Genomic DNA, 17,970 nt, shown 5'->3' on the forward strand with positions numbered 1-17,970 from the left:
AGTCACCAACTACGAAAGAGGACACAATCCCGGACGTACGAAGCTCAAAACCCTGTGATCGATTCTATGACACGCTCACTATAGTAACAACTGCAACGATTTACACACTGACCGCCGCCCCGTCTGGCGATCAGGTGTGCGATGACTTGCAGTGGCTACTATAGAGTCGGAAGTGGAAACTGCTTAGTTCGTTCCGACGGACATCCAACCGATACGACTCACATGCGTCTCGGTCAAACCTCCATTATTTATGCACTTTCGAAGTTCGTGGCCTCCGGAATCGGCTTTTTTGCGACGATCTACTTGACGCGAACGCTGGGGGAGGAGATATACGGGTTTTACGCCATCACGCTTGCACTCGTTTCGTGGCTCGGACTCGTAAAAGGGGTCGGATTCGGGAACGCGATCATCAAGCGGATGAGCGAGGGCGAAGAGCCGGACGCGTATCTTGCAGCGGGGACGTTGATAAAGACAGTCCTCACCTTCGTCGTCGCAACCGGAATACTGGTCTTCCAAGACCAAGTAAACGACTACGTCGGCCAACCGGTCGCGGAGTTCGTCGTTCTCTTGTTGATCGTCTCGATCTTTACCGGTCTGGTCAACGCTGCCCTCAAGGGAAGTCACATGGTCCACATTTATGCGCCGCTCAGTACGCTGAGGGAGGCGGGGAGGAGTGTGGCAATGGTCGCACTCGTCGTCGTTGGTTGGGAGCTTTCCGGTATGCTCCTCGGCCACGCTCTCGGAACTGCTGTAATGGCCACGATTGGCCTGTGGATCGTTCGGCCGAGCTTCGTTCGTCCCCGATGGCAACACGTCGTTCGACTGTTCGACTTCGCGAAGTTCTCCTGGCTCGGAAGTATGCGAAAGAAGACGTTCAGCGAAGCGGACATTCTCATCCTCGGACTGTTCGTACCAGCTGGGTTTGCCGGGATTTACGCTGTTGCCTACTCTCTCTCCAAATTTCTGGAAATCTTCGGTAGTGCGATCCAGAAGACCCTCTTTCCGGAGATGAGCAAACGATCGGCCCAGGAGGAGATGGAGATGATCGAAACTCTTACCGACGATGCGCTCACCTTTGCCGGATTCTTTCTCGTTCCCGGCGTCGTCGGTGCGGCGATTCTTGGTGATCGGCTGTTGCTGGTGTATGGTTCCGGATTCGATATCGGACACTGGATTCTCGTGATCTTGCTCGTCGGCCTGACCATCTACACCTATACGAAACAGCTGTTGAACACTCTCAATGCAATCGATCGTCCAGATCTCGCCTTTCGAGCGAACGGAATCTTCATCGTTGCGAACGTCGTCCTCAACGTCGTCCTCGTCTACTCGATCGGCTGGTTTGGTGCCGCAATCGCCACGGCTTCCTCGGCCGTCATCGGTTTCGTCCTCTCGCTTTACTACTGTCGGCAGTTCATCGACGTTCGACTCCCGGTCGGTGAGATCGGACGCCAGTGGATCGCCGCCGTTAGTATGGGCGGCGTCGTGTATCTTGCTCGAGCGTTCGGCGAAGCGAATCTGACCTGGGTCGACGATTACAATTTTGCTTTCGTAGTTCTCCTCGTCGGTCTCGGTGCGGCGATCTACTTCGTGATCCTGATCCTCATTTCGAGGCGCATTCGCACCACTATCAGTCGAAACCTTCCATCCGACGTACCGATCGCCGGCTGAGAAATCGTATCACTGATTCGCTACTGTCGTTACGTATTTGTACAGGCGACATCGGCGCTCACAAAGTATATGGTAGCGCGTCAGAACCATTCGGGACATGCAAGCAGTCGTCTTGGCCGCGGGCAAAGGTACCCGCCTTCGGCCGCTGACCGAAGATAAGCCGAAGGTCCTCGTCGAGGTTGACGGCAAACCGCTCATCGAGGACGTCTTCGACAACCTCCTCGAGATCGGCGTCACCGAGTTGGTCGTCGTCGTCGGCTACCAGAAAGAGCAGATCATCGAACGCTACGGTGACGAGTACGAAGACGTCCCCATCACGTATACCCACCAGCGCGAACAACTGGGTCTCGCTCACGCAATCCTCCAGGCCGAGCCACACGTCGACGACGACTTCGTGCTCATGCTGGGGGACAATATCTTCAGGGCGAACCTCGCGGACGTCATCAACCGCCAGCGGGAAGACCGCGCCGACGCCGCCTTCCTCGTTGAGGAGGTCCCCTACGAGGAGGCCTCCCGGTACGGCGTGCTCGACACCAACGAGTACGGCGAGATCGTCGAGGTGATGGAGAAACCCGACGATCCACCCTCGAACCTGGTCATGACCGGCTTCTACACCTTTACGCCGGCTATCTTCCACGCCTGTCACCTCGTCCAACCGAGCGACCGGGGCGAGTACGAACTCCCCGACGCGATCGATCTCCTGATCCAGTCCGGGAGGACGATCGACGCGATCCGCATGGACGGCTGGCGTATCGACGTCGGCTACCCGGAGGACAGAGAGCGGGCCGAGGGGCGCCTCGAGCAGACTCTGACGGAAGCGTCGCCCGCGGAGTGAACCCAAAAACGACTAACACGCGCCCGTCGTCCCTCCAGTATGAACGTCTCTATCGTCGGCAGCGGCTACGTCGGGACGACCGTCGCGGCCTGTCTCGCGGATCTCGGACACGACGTCGTCAACGTCGAAATCGACACTGACGTCGTCGAGACGATCAACGCGGGGGAAGCGCCGATTCACGAGCCGGGACTCGCAGAGCGGATCGCCGAGCACGCGGGGAGCCGACTCAGGGCCACGACGGAGTACGCGGCCGTCCGGGAGACCGATCTCACCCTCCTCTGTCTGCCGACGCCACAGGCCGACGACGGCAGCCTCGAGTTAGCCCCGATGCGGGCCGGGACGGAGATGCTCGGCGAGGCGCTCGCCGAGAAGTTCGAAACCGAAGACGAGGACCATCTCGTCGTCGTCAAGAGTACGGTGCTTCCGGGGACGACCGAGGAGGTCGTCGGACCGATCCTCGAGGCGGAAACCGGTAGTCGAATCGGTGAGGAGATCGGCCTCGCGATGAACCCGGAGTTCCTCCGGATGGGGACGGCGGTCGAGGACTTCCTCGAGCCGGACAAGGTCGTCGTCGGCGCGACGAGCGAGCGGGCGGCGGCGACGCTCCGAGAGCTCTACGCGCCGATCCTCGAACGGGAGGAGACGACCCTCGTCGAGACCGACGTTCGCGAGGCCGAACTCATCAAGTACGCGAACAACGCCTTCCTCGCGGCGAAGGTGTCGCTGGTCAACGAACTGGGCAACGTCGCGAAGGAGTACGGCGCGGACACCTACGAGGTGCTCGAGGCGGTCGGCCTCGACGATCGGATCTCCGAGCGGTTCATGCGCTCGGGACTGGGGTGGGGTGGCTCGTGTTTCCCGAAGGATGTCGACGCGCTCCGGGCCGGCGCACGCGAGCAGGGGTACGAACCGAAACTGCTCGATGCGGTCGTCACGGTCAACGACGCCCAGCCCCGGCGACTCGTCGAGTTGCTCGCCGATCACGTCGATCTCGATGGTGCCCGAATCGCCGTCCTCGGACTGGCGTTCAAACCGGGAACGGACGACGTCCGGAAGTCCCGAGCGCTCGACGTGATTGCTCACCTCCGCGCGCATGACGCGACGCCGGTCGCGTACGATCCGGTCGCGATCGAGACCGTCCGCGACCGCTACCCCGACCTCGAGGCCGAGTACGCCGACTCGGCCGAGGACGCACTCGAGGGCGCCGACGGCGCGGTCGTCGCGACCGACTGGCCGGCGTTCGACGACCTCTCGTTCGACGGGATGGCACGCCGGGTCGTCGTCGACGGTCGGCGGATCGACGTCGACGAGACGAAACTCGAGGTGTACGAGGGGTTAACCTGGTAAGGACGACGACGAAGATGAGTTAGGTAGTCAGCGGTACGATTCTCCCGGAACACCGAGGGCTCGAAAGCCGTCCACGTTGTTCGAAACGATTGTCGCCTCGTGTTCGATTGTGGCTCCGTCGGCGACCGCGTCGGCCGCGAGTATGGTAATTCAGGTCGCGGTTGGTGGTCCCGTCGCGGTGCAACGCGCGGTAACTCGTGAATATACGTATCAGTACGCTTTTGCGCTCCCGCCAACGAGTGGCTGGCGATGGAGAATGACGGAGCCCGCGCGAACACGCTCGAGCGCGGCGGGGAGGTCCTCACTATGAGCGAGTCGAGGACGCGCGAGATCTCGCCCGAGGAGGTCTGTGTCCTCATTCCAACGCTCGACGAGGCGGCCACGATCGGCGACGTGATCGACGGGTTCTACGAGCACGGGTACACGAACGTCGTCGTCGTCGACGGTGATTCGAGCGACGACACCCGCGAAATCGCGAGCGATCGTGGCGCACAGGTGTTCGTCCAGTCCGGCGACGGGAAGGGACAGGCGGTCCGGGAAGCCCTCGAGTACATCGACGTCCCCTACGTGTTGATGCTCGACGGCGACGGGACGTACGATCCGGCCGACGCCGAACGGATGCTCGAGCCCCTCTCTCGTGGATACGAGCACGTGATCGGGAATCGGTTCGCCGACATGGACGACGACGCGATGCGCGCGTTGAACGGCTTCGGCAACCGGCTGATCAACCGCTCGTTTCGGTTCATTCACGGGGCGGACTACGACGACATTCTCTCGGGGTATCGAGCGTTTACGACGGAGTCGTTCGAACGGCTCTCGCTCGACTCGGACGGGTTTACGATCGAGACGGAACTCGCCGTCGAGTGTGTGAAACACGGCGTCGACACGACGGTCGTTCCGGTCAGCTACAGCGCCCGGCCGGAGGAATCGGAGACGAACCTTCACCCGGTCACAGACGGCGGGACGATCATCCTGGCGCTGTACTCGCTCGCGAAGACGAACAACCCGCTGTTTTACTTTGGCAGTCTCGGTGTCTCCGGAATCGCCGCCGGTGGACTCCTCGGCGCGTACGTCCTCTGGCGGTGGGTCCAATACGGAGTAGGCCACGAAATTCTGGCGCTGGCCTCCGCGGCCGCTATCCTTCTTGGCGTCCAGTTGCTCATGTTCGGGGTGCTCTCTGATATGCTCGTCACGTTACATCGGGAACAGCGCCGTCGCCTCGAGCAGATCACCCGAGAGGGCCGCGAGCGGGACGAAAAGTGAGCAGGGATTAGAACGGAAGCATCGATCGAACCTGCTGGATGACGCCGCCGGAGTGTTCCTTGCGGTACTCCTCGAACGGATGGTGGAGTTCGTTCAGTAGCTCTTGACGGGAGCGAAACTCGTCCGTCTCGATCTCGGCGAGCATCTCGCCGAGTGCGACGTCGTGGCCGTGGACGTTGTACGGAATCCGCTCGTGGCCGAGTTCCGCGTCGACGTCGTCTCTCGTCGCCGGAAAAGAGAGGTCGGACCTCTTCAGACGTGCGTCGACAGCCGCGATACCGAACTCGATGCTCTCGGGTTCCTCGTCGTCGCCGCTCGATGGTGGCCGAACACCCATACAGTCCGCTTCGGGCCCCGATATGAAAATCGCTACGAACCACGACGGTGTATCGCGGCTGTCGATACGCATTTGGGTCCTGCGACGGAGTACCGTATATGACCGAGTACACCACGGTCTCGATTCCGAAGGACCTGGCCGAGCGCGTCGACGAGACGATCGAAGGGACGAGTTTTCAGAGCACCAGCGACCTCGTCAGGTTTCTCCTTCGGAGCATCGTCATCCAACATCAGAAACAGGGTGAGCTCACGGAGGCGGAGTTCGAGGAGATCACCGAGCAGCTCAGGGGGCTGGGCTACCTCGAGTGATCGGTGACGGGCCGTTCGAAACCGATCACACGCGGCTGGGGGTAGCCGACGTAGCTATTTTCCGCCTCGAGACCGTAGCCGCTGACGGAGGTCGAACGTCATGCCACACGTTCCGAGCTTCCCGTCGGACGACGGTGACGAGGAGGACGATCGGCCGAGCCGAGGAATCGTCGACCGAATCATCGACGGGGGCTTTCCGACCCCGTCGGGTAGCTAACACGCACCGATTCGTCTTTTTTCGAGTTCGGCGGTTGCTGCGGGAGCGAGCCGCCGAAGCCGGTACTGGAACGGCACGTGTCGAGAGAGGCGGGTGAACTGGGAGTCGCGTGAACGGGGAGGTGGGTGTGTGAGTCGCGTGAACGGGAAAGTGGATGGACAGAGAGTTAGGCGAACGGTGAGTCGGCCGATGTTCGTTCGCCGACCTCAGTCGGACAACGACTGTTCGGGTGGGTGTGCGTCGATGATCTCCAGGGGTTTGCGGTCGCCGTTGCGGTCGAACGCCCCGAAGGAATCGTCGTCGGTCGTCCACGGCGGGACGGCGACGAAGATCACCTGTGCGAGATCGTCTCGTTTCGTCACCTCGAGTTCCCGGAGAGGGTGTGAGACGAACTGACCCTGTGCCTGCCGTGCCGGCGTCGACAGGTCGACGCCGAAGACGGCGTTGACGGAGTTCCCGGGATCGGGAAGGAAGAAGTCGGTGAAGACGGGCGTCTCGGGTGGTACCCCGCCGGCCCCCTCGAGTTCTCCGGCGGGCGTTACCGAGACGCCGGTCGTCACGCGATCCGGGTCGGCGTCGCTGGCCAGGTCGAGGAGAACGTCGACGAGCGCACGCGTGATGTAGACCATACGTCCCCTAAGGTCGGCTCACAGTTAGCTGTATGCCCAACGGTCCGGATGTAGTCTCCGTTCGGACTGGCGTCTCTGGTTCCAGTGTGGTGCTCGTTCCGGTACGAGTTCGATGGCACGACTTCACCCGGCGTTGCGTCCGGACGACGGAGGGACGCCCACGTCAGAGCAGGTTCCAGATCGCCTTCGCGTAGAGTCGGGGCGCTCGGCGTCGAGCACCGGAGAGCGCGTGCTCGAGTGTCGACGTCACGTAATCGGTGATGCCGGTTCCGTGTCCGACGAGGATTCTGTCGGGCTCGAACCCGCCGAGGCGTTCCTGTGGCGGGGAGAGTCTGCGCATCGGGTGGACGCCGAGTCGTTCGTTGCCGGCCAGGAAGTACTCGGCGGTACCCACCGATTCGGGAACGACGAGCGTGTCGTCGGTCGGATCGTAGAGAGCGGCTTCCTGCCAGAATCGGTTGTCGACGAGCGTGTACGCCCGAATCCCGGTGTTCGAGATCTCGTCGGTAAATCGGGCGACCGGGGCGTCGATCTCCTCGGAGACGCCCTCGAACCAGCGTGGGAGGTAGACCGGGACGCCGTGACGGTTCGCGATCGATGCGGCGTCGCGTTTGTGTCGGTCGAGCACGACGACGACGCCCGCGACCGGGCCGAGTTCCGCCAGAAACTCGTCCAGCCCGTCGGCGTCGACCGGATCGACGAGCCAGAGCCCGCCGTCGACCTCGAGGGCGTGACTCGCACGTTCCATCCGCTCGTCGGGATGGGCGATCCAGCCGACGCCGCCGTCGTACCGATCGATCTCCCGGAAGTCCGTCGCCCGCTCGTCGACGCGAAACGCCATACGTGCGTGTTACGGACCGTCGCGGTATAAACGTACGACACGGCGGCCCGTTGGCCCACCGACGTCCCCGGTGGGCGACGCTTCTATCATGACACCGCGAGTAGCCATCGGTATGCTCACCCGACTCGCCTGGCTTGCCCTCGAGGTCAAATACCTCGAGCAGGCACGGGAGTTCTACGCCGAGACGCTGGGGATGGACGTCCGCTCGCGCCGTGAACGCGAGATCGTCTTCGCGGCGGGCGAGACTGATCTCGTCTGTCGGCGACCGGAGAGCTATCCTCGCGGCGGACTCCACACCCACTACGCGTTCTCGATTCCGTACGACGAGTACGACGACTGGTGGGATCGACTCGGCGAGACGGCCGACCTGACGGAACACCAGTTCGGCTCCGCGACGTCGTTGTACCTCTACGACCCCGACGGCAACTGCGTCGAACTCGGCCAGCAACGCGTCGCTGGACCGGGGATCGACGGTATCTTCGAGGTCGTCCTCGAGGTAGAAGACCTCGACCGGTCCGAACAGTTCTACGCCGACCTGGGCTTCGAGACGGCCGACGTCGGGGACGATCGTCGACGCGTTCGGATGAACGGACCGGTGGCGCTCGAACTCTGGGAGCCCCACCTCGGTCTCGCCGACGCCCGCGGCGGGGTCCACGTCGACCTGGGATTCGAGGCCGACGATCCGGCTCGCGTCCTCGAGGCCGTCGGCGATCGCGTCCGGTCGGTCGACGCCGAGACCGACGACCGCGTCGTCGTTCGTGACCCCGACGGTCACGTTCTCACCGTCCACTCTTGACGACCTCGAACCGTGATGGAAAACCGAGCGGGGTCAAGAGAGTCGCTCGGTGTCGACGTCGACGCCGGGCGGGGTCACGAGAAGAAATCCGCGGAAGTGAACGAGGTTGCCGCCCGATTCCCTGACGTCTCGTGCGAAGCCGGCTGCCAGTTCGTTGACGTCGCCGTCGACACACAGCATCAGCACGTTCCCCTTCGAGATCGTCTCGAGCCACTCGTCGTCGGAGGTCGTCCCGTCGAGAACGCCGAGGACGATGCTTCCCTCGATCTCGAGTTCGTCGTCGATGTGTTCCTCGACCGTCCGGAGGTCGAGGTCGAAATCGCTCATACAGGCTGTCTCGAAGCGCGGTGGCAAAAACGTTCCTCTGTCCACCCTCGACGCACTCGTTGGGACTCATACGGTCTGGGTTACTGATTGCCGGCGATCGCAGACCGGCGTGCGATCGACCGGTACCGACTCATCGCGGTCCGTATCATACGGATTGCTGTCAATTACTTCCGGCGCAACCGCGTCCCGTTCGCCGATTGCTCCGGTGCTAACCCGGGGAGAGTGCGGTTGTACCGTCGCCGACGGCCAGCAGACCGATCAATCCGTCGGGAACTCCTTTCTGAACCCCCGGAACTCGGTGAGGTGTGCCTCCTCGTCGGCGAGGATGCCAACCGCGACGTCCTCGGTGACCGGATCGTTCGCGTCGTCGGCCGCGTCGGCGAGCGCCCGGTAGGTTTCGATCGCCTCGTCTTCGGCCTCGAGAACGCCGTCGATGACCGACCGGACGTCGGTCGTGTCCGCGGGCGGTTGCAGGCTCGACTGGCTGGCCTCGAACGACTCGGAGCCCGGCGGCGACTCCTCGAGTTGCTTCAGGCGCTCGCCGAGCATGCGCGCGTGGTCGAGTTCCTCCTGGACGTCTTCTTCGAGGCTCTCTTTGACTTCCTCGGCGTGGATGCCGTCCAAGACGATTGCGTTCGTCAGATAGTTCATCACGGTCTCGAGTTCGTCGACGTACGCCTCCGTTAGGAGGTCGGTGATCTCGTCTGTCGTCATCGCAGTATATCCGACCACGACCTGCGATAAAATGCTAACACGTTGCGACCGCGAGTCCGGGCTTCTGCTCGGGGAGGCGGTCAGATCCAGCACCGGCCGTCGCGAATCGGGACACACTCTTACTCCGGGCGTTCCAACTGTCCGGCATGAGAAATCTCGACGAGACGGACCTCGAGATCCTCGAACTCCTCACCGAGGACGCCCGACGGCCGTACAAGGAGATCGCCGAACAAGTCGGGCTGACGCCGCCGGCGGTCTCCGATCGCACCTCACGCCTCGAGGACCAGGGGATCATCCAGGGGTTTACGATCGACGTCGACCGGGAGAAACTCCGGGGTGAGAGCCCGGTGCTCGTCGACCTCGATCCCGTTCCGACGGCCGTCGACGACGTCTACGCCGCGGCGACGGACCTCGAGGGGATCGAAGGCATCTTCGAGGGAATCGACGGACGCATCGTCGTCCACGCGACTCTCCCGGATACGAACGTTCGCTCGTGGCTCGAGTCCGGACTGAACCTCGAACTCGTCCGGAGCTACGACGTTACGGTGCTCGCACGATCGGACCGAACTATCGGCCTCTCGGCAACCGGATTCGGACTCGAGTGTGTCGTCTGTGGAAAGGAAATCGTCGACGACGGCGTCACGGCGACGGTCGGTGGCGAACTCAAGACGTTCTGTTGTCCGTCCTGCGAGGACCGGTACGTCACCCAGTACGAAACCCACCGCGACGCACTCGAGTGAATTAGTGGCCAATCACTCACTATATAGAGTGAGAATTGGACGTTCGGAAATACACTAGCCCGAGAACAAGTTGGGGCTGACCGCCCGTCCAGTCGCGAGCGCGCGCCGACGAACCGGGGCGCGTTTCGACCACTCACCGGCGGAATAATATCCTCGAGAGAGATCGATGCAATGGAGAACCGGTAGTGGGCGGGTATGATACTAGTCGATATAAATTGTATAAGGTCGTTGATGTACTGCGATTTTTGAGTGCGTGTGTCTCCGTGCGGTGGCATATCACGGCACTAGACGGTCGAAACAGCGGTAGTTTTATATACGTCGTCGCGCCTCGAATCGGATACAATGTCTTCACAAGACAGCTCATCCTCTGATCCCAGTCAGGGGGGTCGAGTTCTTCCAGGGCACGTTAGATTCCACTGACGAAATAGAGTCAGCACGTGTCTTCGATACCACCCTCCGGGACGGCGAGCAGTCGCCCGGAACGTCGTTCTCGTACGACGACAAACGGCAGATCGCCGCGATTCTGGACGAGATGGGAACCCACGTCATAGAGGCGGGTTTCCCGGTCAACTCCGACGCGGAGTTCGAAGCCGTTCGTGACATCGCATCCTCGACGTCGACGACGACCTGCGGGTTAGCCCGCGTCGTCGACAAAGACATCGAGGCGGCACTCGACTCCGGCGTCGAGATGGTACACACGTTCGTGAGTACCAGCGACGTCCAGATCGAGGATTCGATGCACGCGACGCGAGACGAGGTCGTACAGCGCGCAGTCGAGTCGGTCGAACGCATCAAAGACGCGGGAGCGATCTGTATGTTCTCGCCGATGGACGCGACGCGAACCGACGAACAGTTCCTGATGAAAGTGATCGAGGAGGTCACCGAGGCAGGAACCGACTGGATCAACATTCCCGACACCTGTGGCGTCGCCACGCCGGGTCGGTTCCGGGCGATGATCGAGAAGGTCAGTGCTCGCACCGACGCCCGGATCGACGTCCACACCCACGACGACTTCGGCCTGGCCACCGCGAACGCGCTGGCCGGCATCGAAGCGGGTGCCGACCAAGCGCAGGTGTCAGTCAACTCGATCGGCGAACGCGCGGGCAACGCCGCCTACGAGGAGTTCGTGATGTCCGTCGAATCGCTCTACCAGTGTGATACTGGGATCGACACGACGCGTATCATCGAACTCTCGGAGGTCGTCGAGGAGAAAAGCGGGATGCCGACGCCGGGCAACAAACCCATCGTCGGTGACAACGCCTTCTCCCACGAGAGCGGCATTCACGCCGCCGGCGTCATCGAAAACTCCGATACCTTCGAACCCGGCGTCATGACCCCGGAGATGGTCGGTGCCGAACGCCGACTCGTCATGGGGAAACACACCGGCACCCACTCGGTCCGGGAACGACTTCTCGAGTGTGGATTCGATCCGACCGACGAGGAAGTTCGAGCGGTAACCCGCCGAGTCAAAGATTACGGGGCGGAAAAACGCCGGGTTACGGTCGACGACTTAGAGCGCTTTGCCGAAGAGGCCGGCGTCGAACGCCGGCAGGGCCAGGAGGAGGTGCGCATCTAAGGGATGGCCTCCCCGTTTGCCACCGTTCGCGAGCGCCGGCTACAGCGTTCGAATCCGCGCGGAGAGACTCACAACAGTTATCAACCTCGGCATTACTACAGTAATAACGATGACCCGACGCGCTCGCCAGCCCGTTCGCACGGTCGGCACCAGCGCGCTCGCTCCGATTCGTATTGTAGGGGCGGTCTAGCCCCTTCACTCTTACTCCGTCGTTCCGGTTTCAGGTCCGCACCGTTTTCGAAGCGACGACGCAGACAACAAATGACAGCACACGCACAACCGAAACCAACGGATCGCCGCACAGCGGCGGGAGATAATCGATGAGCGAACGCGCTTCACCGGTCACACAACCAGAAGAACAACACCACCCCGACGAACAGCACGACGAACACGAGTCGACGGCCGACGACGCAGACGAACACGACTCCGATGCGACCACGGAACCGACTCCGACGCCCGTCACGACGGGTGCGGAATCCGTCGTCCGCGCACTCGAGAACGCGGGCGTCGAGTACGCCTTTGGCGTCCAGGGCGGTGCGATCATGCCCGTCTACGACGCCCTCTACGACTCCGAGATCTACCACGTGACGATGGCCCACGAACAGGGTGCGGCCCACGCGGCCGACGCCTACGGAATCGTCTCCGGCGAGCCGGGTATCTGTCTCGCCACCTCGGGTCCGGGCGCGACCAACCTCGTGACGGGAATCGCGGACGCCGATATGGATTCGGATCCGCTGGTCGCCCTGACGGGGCAGGTCGCGACCGACTTCGTCGGCAACGACGCGTTCCAGGAGACCGACACGGTCGGTGTCACGACGCCGGTGACGAAGGACAACACCTTCTCGTCGGAGCCGGACCGCGTCGGAAGCGACGTCAGCGAGGCGTTCGCACTTGCTCGCGAGGGCCGACCCGGACCGACCCTGGTCGACCTCCCCAAAGACGTCACGAACGCCGAGACCGACCGCGAACCCGACGACCCGCGCGTGCCCGACACCTACGAGGTCCAAGAACGGGCCGATCCCGAGATCGTCACGGCGGCGGCCGAACGCATCGAGAACGCCGACCGGCCTGCCATGTTACTCGGCGGCGGCGTCATCAAGGGCGAAGCCACCGACGTCTGCCGGGAGTTCGCGATCGAACACGAGATTCCGGTCATCACGACGATGCCGGCGATCGGCGCGTTCCCGGAGGATCACGAACTCGCCATGGAGATGGCGGGGATGCACGGCACCGGCTACGCCAACATGGCGATCACCCACTGTGACACGCTGATCGCGGTGGGGACGCGCTTCGACGACCGCCTGACCGGCGGTATCGAGACGTTCGCCCCCGACGCGGAGGTCATTCACGTCGACATCGACCCCGCGGAGATCTCGAAGAACATCCACGCCGACTACCCGCTGGTCGGCGACGCCGACACGGTCGTTTCCCAACTGGCCGAGGCCGTCGACTCGTCGCCCAAGGCGACGAAGTGGCGCGCCCAGTGCCAGCAGTGGAAATCCGACTACTCGATGGCCTACGACGCCCCCAAGGACGAACCGGTCCGGCCCGAGTTCGTCGTCGAGGCGTTAGACGAGGCTACGAGCGACCACGCGGTCGTCACGACCGGCGTCGGCCAACACCAGATGTGGGCCTGCCAGTACTGGACCTACACCGAACCTCGAACGTGGGTCTCGAGTCACGGTCTCGGCGCGATGGGGTACGGCCTCCCGTCAGCGATCGGGGCCAGGTTTGCGGCCGACGACGACCAGGAGGTCGTCTGTATCGACGGCGACGGCTCGTTCCTGATGACGCTGCAGGAACTCTCCGTGGCCGTCCGCGAGAACTTAGACATCACGGTCGTCGTGCTCAACAACGAGTACATTGGCATGGTCCGACAGTGGCAGGACGCCTTCTTCGAAGGACGCCACTCCGCATCGGACTACGGCTGGATGCCCGAGTTCGACAAGCTCGCCGAAGCGTTCGGCGCGCAGGGGTACCGCATCGACGACTACGACGATGTCGCCGACACCATCACCGAGGCTATCGCCTACGACGGACCGTCGGTGATCGACGCCCACATCGACCCACAGGCCAACGTCTACCCGATGGTGCCAAGCGGCGGCGACAACGGCCAGTTCGCCCTGACGGAGGATCAGCTATGAGTCCGAAACGTGGACTCGAGGGGCCGCCACCGGAGGAGCGACCGACGCCAGCCGGCCGGCGCAACGAGCAGGGAATCCGCATCGACCCCGAAGTCGAGGCAACCCACGAGCCACGACGCACGGTCATCTCGGCACTGGTCGAACACGAACCCGGCGTGCTCGCCGAGGCTTCGGGGCTGTTCTCGAGACGGCAGTTCAACATCGAGAGCCTCACCGTCGGACCGACGACCGACGAGGACCGCGCTCGGATTACGATGGTCGTCGAGGAACCCGATCCGGGAATCGACCAGATCAAGAAACAGCTGCGGAAGCTGGTGCCGGTTATCAGCGTCCGCGAACTTGCACCCGACGCGATGCGCCGAGAGCTTGCGCTCGTGAAAGTCGACGCCGAGCGACCGGACCAGGTCGCCGCCGTCGCGGATATGTACGGCGCAAAAACCGTCGACTCGAGTCCGGAAACGGCGACGTTCGAAGTGACGGGCGCTCGCCAGAAGATCGACGCTGCGATCGAGACGTTCAGTCAGTTCGGCATCCGAGAGATCTCTCGGACCGGAACGACGGCGCTCGCCCGCGGCACTGCCGAGACGGCCGGCCCCGGGTCGGCCACCGAGGTATCGTCCGCCGAGACGGCGAACCAAGCACAAACCTATACGCAAACACAGACCGATGACTGACGAATTCAATACTGAGATCTACTACGACGACGACGTCGACGAATCGTACCTCGCGAACACCACGGTAGCCGTCCTCGGCTACGGAAGCCAGGGCCACGCACACGCGCTGAACCTCCACGAGAGCGGCGTCGACGTGATCGTCGGTCTCCGCGAGGACTCCTCCTCGCGGGCGGCGGCACAAGAAGACGGACTGACCGTCGAGACGCCCGAGGAAGCCTGTGCCCAGGCGGACGTGATCTCGGTGCTCGTTCCGGACACCGTCCAGCCGACGGTCTACGAGAACGCGATCGAACCCAACCTGGAGGAGGGTAACACCCTCCAGTTCGCCCACGGTTTCAACATCCACTACAACCAGATCCAGCCGCCCGAACACGTCGACGTGACGATGATCGCGCCGAAGTCGCCGGGTCATCTCGTCCGCCGCAACTACGAGAGCGACGAGGGGACGCCGGGACTGCTCGCGATCTACCAGGACTACACCGGCGACGCGAAAGAGCGTGCACTCGCCTACGGGAAAGGCATCGGCTGTACCCGCGCCGGCGTCGTCGAGACGACGTTCCGCGAGGAGACCGAGACCGACATCTTCGGCGAGCAGGCCGTCCTCTGTGGCGGTATCGCCGAACTCATCAAGGTCGGCTACGAGACGCTGGTCGACGCCGGCTACAGCCCCGAGATGGCCTACTTCGAGTGCATGAACGAGATGAAGCTCATCGTCGATCTGATGTACGAAGGTGGACTCGGCGCGATGTGGGACTCGGTTTCCGACACCGCCGAGTACGGCGGCCTCACCCGTGGCGACGACGTGATCGACGATCACGTCCGCGAGAACATGGAGGAGGTCCTCGAGCAGGTTCAAAACGGCGAGTTCGCGACCGAGTGGATCGCCGAGAACCAGGCCAACCGGCCGGTGTACACCCAGCTCAACCAGGCCGAGAAGGACCACGAAATCGAGGAGGTCGGCGAGCGACTCCGCGCGCTGTTCGCGTGGGAAGAGAGCGAACAGGAGACCGAATCTGACGACGAACGCACACGCGTGAAAGCCAACGAGTGACCACGATGACACGAGAGACGGATACGGATCGAGAAACGATGGCCGACATCAGCCACACCAACCCCCACACCGGGGAGACGGCCGGCCGCCTGTTCACCCGTGGTCCGGTCGTCGCCACCGACGGCGGCGAACGATCCCCGTCGGAGAGCCGATCCGACGGCGACCGATCGAAAGCGACGGATGCGGGATCTGACGAACAGCGCGAGCGAACGATGGCGAGCGTCGATCACACGCCGCCACACGACGCGGAGACCGCAAATCGCGTCTTCGAACGCGGGAAACGACCCGTAGGTGCCGACGAATGAGTGAGAGGACGCTGTACGACAAGGTCTGGGAGAACCACAAGGTAACCGAGTTGCCGACCGGGCAGGATCAGCTGTTCATCGGCCTCCACCTCATCCACGAGGTGACCAGCCCGCAAGCGTTCGGGATGTTAGAGGAACGCGACCTCGAGGTCGCCTACCCCGAACTCACGCACGCGACGGTCGATCACATCATTCCGACGGCCGATCAGTCCCGCCCCTACGAGGAGGACGCGGCCGAGGAGATGATGAGCGAACTCGAGGAGAACGTCCGCGAGGCGGGGATCGACTTTTCCGACCCCGACTCTGGCGATCAGGGGATCGTCCACGTCGTCGGTCCGGAACAGGGAATTACCCAGCCGGGCAAGACGATCGTCTGTGGCGATAGCCACACGAGTACGCACGGCGCCTTCGGCGCGCTGGCGTTCGGGATCGGCACCAGCCAGATCCGCGACGTGCTCGCGACCGGAACGCTCGCCTTCGAGAAACAGAAGGTGCGCAAGATCGAAGTCAACGGCGAACTCGGCGACGGCGTCGAGGCGAAAGACGTCATCCTCGAGATCATCCGCCGACTCGGCACCGAAGGCGGCGTCGGCTACGTCTACGAGTACGCCGGTTCCGCCATCGAGAGTCTCGGCATGGAGGGTCGGATGTCGATCTGTAACATGTCGATCGAGGGCGGCGCTCGCGCGGGCTACGTCAACCCCGACGAGACCACCTACGAGTGGCTCGAAGAGACCGACTACTTCCAGGCGAACCCCGAGACGTTCGACGAGCTCAAACCGTACTGGGAGTCGATCCGGTCGGACGACGACGCGGAGTACGACGACGTCGTCACGATCGACGCCGACGAACTTGAGCCGGTCGTCACCTGGGGGACGACCCCCGGACAGGGGGTCGGTATCACGGAGCCGATTCCGGCCCCGGAGGACCTCCCCGAGGACAAACAGGACACCGCCCGACGCGCCCAGGAGCACATGCGCGTCGAACCCGGCGAGACGATGGACGGCTACGAGGTAGACGTCACCTTCCTCGGCTCGTGTACGAACGCCCGTCTGCCCGACCTTCGTCGGGCGGCAGAGATCGTCGAGGGACGGGAGGTACACGACGACGTCCGTGCACTCGTCGTTCCCGGCAGCCAGCGTGTCCAGCGGGCCGCCGAGGAGGAGGGCCTCAAAGACGTCTTCGAGGAGGCCGGCTTCGAGTGGCGAAACGCCGGCTGTTCGATGTGTCTCGGCATGAACGAGGACCAACTCGAGGGCGACGAGGCCTGTGCCTCCTCCTCGAACCGGAACTTCGTCGGCCGGCAGGGCTCGAAGGACGGTCGCACCGTGTTGATGAACCCGCAGATGGTCGCTGCGGCGGCGCTCGAAGGCGAAGTGACTGACGTACGCGACCTGAAGGAGGTGACCACCGCATGAGCGGCGCTGACGACGTCGAGATTCCGGAGGTCGAGTACGTCTCCGGATCGGGTGTTCCGATCCGTGGCAACGACATCGACACGGACCAGATCATTCCCGCCCGCTTTATGAAGGTCGTTACGTTCGACGGCCTCGGGGAGTTCGCGTTCTTCGACGTGCGCTTCGACGAGAACGACGATCCCAAAGAGCACCCGATGAACGAAGAGCGGTTCATGGATTCGTCGGTGATGGTCGTCAACAGCAACTTCGGCTGTGGCTCCTCGCGCGAACACGCCCCGCAGGCGCTGATGCGCTGGGGGATCGACGCGGTCATCGGCGAGAGCTTCGCCGAGATTTTCGCGGGCAACTGTCTGGCACTCGGCATCCCGACCGTCACCGCCGACAGCGAGACGATCCAGGAGTTACAGGCGTGGGTCGACGAGAACCCCGACGGGGAACTCGAGATCGACGTCGAAGCCGAGACCGTCACCTACGGGGGAGAGACGATCGACGTCACCGTCGACGACGCCCAGCGGAAAGCGCTCGTCGAGGGCGTCTGGGACACGACGGCGCTGATGAAGTCAAACGCCGGCGAGGTCCGAAAGAAAGCCCAGGAACTGCCGTACGTCGAGGAGCGCCAGATCCCCGACGCGGAGTAGGCTCGTCTCTCGATCCGCTCGAGCGTAGTTTTGGTCATCGTACAGTTTTCCTAAACGAATTATTTGGTCCCGTCCCAAAGTCGTCTAGAGTTCGCCTCTGGTAGCTTCAGTTGACACCTCCATTGTGATGGCTGTTTTGGCT

19 protein-coding genes are annotated in these 17,970 nt (G+C 63.0%); 14 read left to right on the forward strand and 5 right to left on the reverse strand.

Going from position 1 to position 17,970, the window contains the following annotated elements; all coding sequences use genetic code 11:
• The first annotated feature begins 222 nt into the window (after positions 1–222).
• The 4 genes from FYC77_RS19075 to aglJ all read left to right on the forward strand — a co-directional run bounded on the left by FYC77_RS19075 (position 223) and on the right by aglJ (position 5,113).
• A complete protein-coding gene (locus tag FYC77_RS19075; protein ID WP_149083086.1) occupies positions 223–1,668 on the forward strand; it encodes an oligosaccharide flippase family protein in 1,446 nt (481 codons plus the stop codon).
• Positions 1,669–1,765: 97 nt separating this feature from the next.
• The gene (gene aglF, locus FYC77_RS19080; protein ID WP_149083087.1) at positions 1,766–2,503 is read left to right on the forward strand and encodes a UTP--glucose-1-phosphate uridylyltransferase AglF; all 738 of its coding nucleotides are present in this window, start codon (positions 1,766–1,768) and stop codon (positions 2,501–2,503) included.
• Positions 2,504–2,542: 39 nt separating this feature from the next.
• On the forward strand, positions 2,543–3,850 hold the full coding sequence (aglM, locus tag FYC77_RS19085; protein WP_149083088.1) for a UDP-glucose 6-dehydrogenase AglM: 1,308 nt from the start codon (positions 2,543–2,545) through the stop codon (positions 3,848–3,850).
• Between the two features lie 249 nt (positions 3,851–4,099).
• Positions 4,100–5,113: an S-layer glycoprotein N-glycosyltransferase AglJ gene (gene aglJ, locus FYC77_RS19090; RefSeq protein ID WP_149083089.1), complete on the forward strand. Its 1,014-nt coding sequence runs from the start codon at positions 4,100–4,102 to the stop codon at positions 5,111–5,113.
• 7 nt (positions 5,114–5,120) lie between these two features.
• Here the strand turns inward: aglJ and FYC77_RS19095 are convergent, their stop codons facing one another.
• The gene (locus FYC77_RS19095; RefSeq protein ID WP_149083090.1) at positions 5,121–5,450 is read right to left on the reverse strand and encodes a DUF5789 family protein; all 330 of its coding nucleotides are present in this window, start codon (positions 5,448–5,450) and stop codon (positions 5,121–5,123) included.
• Positions 5,451–5,548: 98 nt separating this feature from the next.
• Between FYC77_RS19095 and FYC77_RS19100 the strand changes: the two genes are divergently transcribed.
• Positions 5,549–5,758, forward strand: a complete 210-nt coding sequence (locus FYC77_RS19100) for a ribbon-helix-helix domain-containing protein (protein WP_141466254.1) — start codon at positions 5,549–5,551, stop codon at positions 5,756–5,758.
• 423 nt (positions 5,759–6,181) lie between these two features.
• Here FYC77_RS19100 and FYC77_RS19105 read toward each other — a convergent pair whose 3' ends face one another.
• Both FYC77_RS19105 and FYC77_RS19110 read right to left on the reverse strand, forming a co-directional pair.
• Complete coding sequence (locus FYC77_RS19105; RefSeq protein ID WP_149083091.1) at positions 6,182–6,604, reverse strand: MPN domain-containing protein; 423 nt, start codon at positions 6,602–6,604, stop codon at positions 6,182–6,184.
• Positions 6,605–6,767: 163 nt separating this feature from the next.
• A complete protein-coding gene (locus FYC77_RS19110; protein ID WP_149083092.1) occupies positions 6,768–7,445 on the reverse strand; it encodes a hypothetical protein in 678 nt (225 codons plus the stop codon).
• Positions 7,446–7,557: 112 nt separating this feature from the next.
• Here FYC77_RS19110 and FYC77_RS19115 point away from each other — a divergent pair, with 112 nt between their 5' ends.
• Entirely contained in the window at positions 7,558–8,241 is a 684-nt protein-coding gene (locus FYC77_RS19115; protein WP_149083103.1) for a VOC family protein, read from the forward strand.
• Between the two features lie 33 nt (positions 8,242–8,274).
• Here FYC77_RS19115 and FYC77_RS19120 read toward each other — a convergent pair whose 3' ends face one another.
• Together FYC77_RS19120 and FYC77_RS19125 are read right to left on the reverse strand one after the other, a co-directional pair.
• Positions 8,275–8,568 carry a DUF5779 family protein gene (locus FYC77_RS19120; RefSeq protein WP_149083093.1) on the reverse strand — a complete coding sequence of 98 codons (294 nt, stop codon included), beginning with the start codon at positions 8,566–8,568 and terminating at the stop codon, positions 8,275–8,277.
• Positions 8,569–8,826: 258 nt separating this feature from the next.
• Positions 8,827–9,282 (reverse strand): ferritin-like domain-containing protein, encoded by a 456-nt coding sequence (locus tag FYC77_RS19125; RefSeq protein ID WP_149083094.1) that lies wholly within the window; start codon positions 9,280–9,282, stop codon positions 8,827–8,829.
• A gap of 146 nt (positions 9,283–9,428) precedes the next feature.
• Between FYC77_RS19125 and FYC77_RS19130 the strand changes: the two genes are divergently transcribed.
• From FYC77_RS19130 to leuD, 8 genes are all read left to right on the forward strand, one after another.
• Positions 9,429–10,022, forward strand: a complete 594-nt coding sequence (locus FYC77_RS19130; protein WP_149083095.1) for an AsnC family transcriptional regulator — start codon at positions 9,429–9,431, stop codon at positions 10,020–10,022.
• Between the two features lie 367 nt (positions 10,023–10,389).
• Positions 10,390–11,598 carry a LeuA family protein gene (locus tag FYC77_RS19135; RefSeq protein WP_238387044.1) on the forward strand — a complete coding sequence of 403 codons (1,209 nt, stop codon included), beginning with the start codon at positions 10,390–10,392 and terminating at the stop codon, positions 11,596–11,598.
• 320 nt (positions 11,599–11,918) lie between these two features.
• Positions 11,919–13,742 carry a biosynthetic-type acetolactate synthase large subunit gene (ilvB, locus tag FYC77_RS19140; RefSeq protein WP_149083097.1) on the forward strand — a complete coding sequence of 608 codons (1,824 nt, stop codon included), beginning with the start codon at positions 11,919–11,921 and terminating at the stop codon, positions 13,740–13,742.
• Entirely contained in the window at positions 13,739–14,416 is a 678-nt protein-coding gene (ilvN, locus tag FYC77_RS19145) for an acetolactate synthase small subunit (protein WP_149083098.1), read from the forward strand. Before ilvB ends, ilvN begins: the two co-directional genes overlap by 4 nt.
• On the forward strand, positions 14,409–15,467 hold the full coding sequence (gene ilvC / locus FYC77_RS19150) for a ketol-acid reductoisomerase (RefSeq protein WP_149083099.1): 1,059 nt from the start codon (positions 14,409–14,411) through the stop codon (positions 15,465–15,467). The genes ilvN and ilvC overlap by 8 nt, the downstream gene beginning before the upstream one ends.
• Before the next feature lie 5 nt (positions 15,468–15,472).
• Positions 15,473–15,772 carry a hypothetical protein gene (locus FYC77_RS19155; protein ID WP_149083100.1) on the forward strand — a complete coding sequence of 100 codons (300 nt, stop codon included), beginning with the start codon at positions 15,473–15,475 and terminating at the stop codon, positions 15,770–15,772.
• Complete coding sequence (leuC, locus tag FYC77_RS19160) at positions 15,769–17,190, forward strand: 3-isopropylmalate dehydratase large subunit (RefSeq protein ID WP_149083101.1); 1,422 nt, start codon at positions 15,769–15,771, stop codon at positions 17,188–17,190. Before FYC77_RS19155 ends, leuC begins: the two co-directional genes overlap by 4 nt.
• Complete coding sequence (gene leuD / locus FYC77_RS19165) at positions 17,187–17,828, forward strand: 3-isopropylmalate dehydratase small subunit (RefSeq protein WP_149083102.1); 642 nt, start codon at positions 17,187–17,189, stop codon at positions 17,826–17,828. Before leuC ends, leuD begins: the two co-directional genes overlap by 4 nt.
• The last annotated feature ends 142 nt before the right edge of the window (positions 17,829–17,970 follow it).

Source organism: Natrialba swarupiae, from assembly GCF_008245225.1.
Lineage (GTDB): Archaea > Halobacteriota > Halobacteria > Halobacteriales > Natrialbaceae > Natrarchaeobius > Natrarchaeobius swarupiae.

Coding starts and splice junctions, on each gene's coding strand:
- FYC77_RS19075 (WP_149083086.1), top strand. CDS start 223: ATGCGTCTCGGTCAAACCTCCATTATTTATGCACTTTCGAAGTTCGTG.
- aglF (WP_149083087.1), top strand. CDS start 1,766: ATGCAAGCAGTCGTCTTGGCCGCGGGCAAAGGTACCCGCCTTCGGCCG.
- aglM (WP_149083088.1), top strand. CDS start 2,543: ATGAACGTCTCTATCGTCGGCAGCGGCTACGTCGGGACGACCGTCGCG.
- aglJ (WP_149083089.1), top strand. CDS start 4,100: ATGGAGAATGACGGAGCCCGCGCGAACACGCTCGAGCGCGGCGGGGAG.
- FYC77_RS19095 (WP_149083090.1), bottom strand. CDS start 5,450: ATGGGTGTTCGGCCACCATCGAGCGGCGACGACGAGGAACCCGAGAGC.
- FYC77_RS19100 (WP_141466254.1), top strand. CDS start 5,549: ATGACCGAGTACACCACGGTCTCGATTCCGAAGGACCTGGCCGAGCGC.
- FYC77_RS19105 (WP_149083091.1), bottom strand. CDS start 6,604: ATGGTCTACATCACGCGTGCGCTCGTCGACGTTCTCCTCGACCTGGCC.
- FYC77_RS19110 (WP_149083092.1), bottom strand. CDS start 7,445: ATGGCGTTTCGCGTCGACGAGCGGGCGACGGACTTCCGGGAGATCGAT.
- FYC77_RS19115 (WP_149083103.1), top strand. CDS start 7,558: ATGCTCACCCGACTCGCCTGGCTTGCCCTCGAGGTCAAATACCTCGAG.
- FYC77_RS19120 (WP_149083093.1), bottom strand. CDS start 8,568: ATGAGCGATTTCGACCTCGACCTCCGGACGGTCGAGGAACACATCGAC.
- FYC77_RS19125 (WP_149083094.1), bottom strand. CDS start 9,282: ATGACGACAGACGAGATCACCGACCTCCTAACGGAGGCGTACGTCGAC.
- FYC77_RS19130 (WP_149083095.1), top strand. CDS start 9,429: ATGAGAAATCTCGACGAGACGGACCTCGAGATCCTCGAACTCCTCACC.
- ilvB (WP_149083097.1), top strand. CDS start 11,919: ATGAGCGAACGCGCTTCACCGGTCACACAACCAGAAGAACAACACCAC.
- ilvN (WP_149083098.1), top strand. CDS start 13,739: ATGAGTCCGAAACGTGGACTCGAGGGGCCGCCACCGGAGGAGCGACCG.
- ilvC (WP_149083099.1), top strand. CDS start 14,409: ATGACTGACGAATTCAATACTGAGATCTACTACGACGACGACGTCGAC.
- FYC77_RS19155 (WP_149083100.1), top strand. CDS start 15,473: ATGACACGAGAGACGGATACGGATCGAGAAACGATGGCCGACATCAGC.
- leuC (WP_149083101.1), top strand. CDS start 15,769: ATGAGTGAGAGGACGCTGTACGACAAGGTCTGGGAGAACCACAAGGTA.
- leuD (WP_149083102.1), top strand. CDS start 17,187: ATGAGCGGCGCTGACGACGTCGAGATTCCGGAGGTCGAGTACGTCTCC.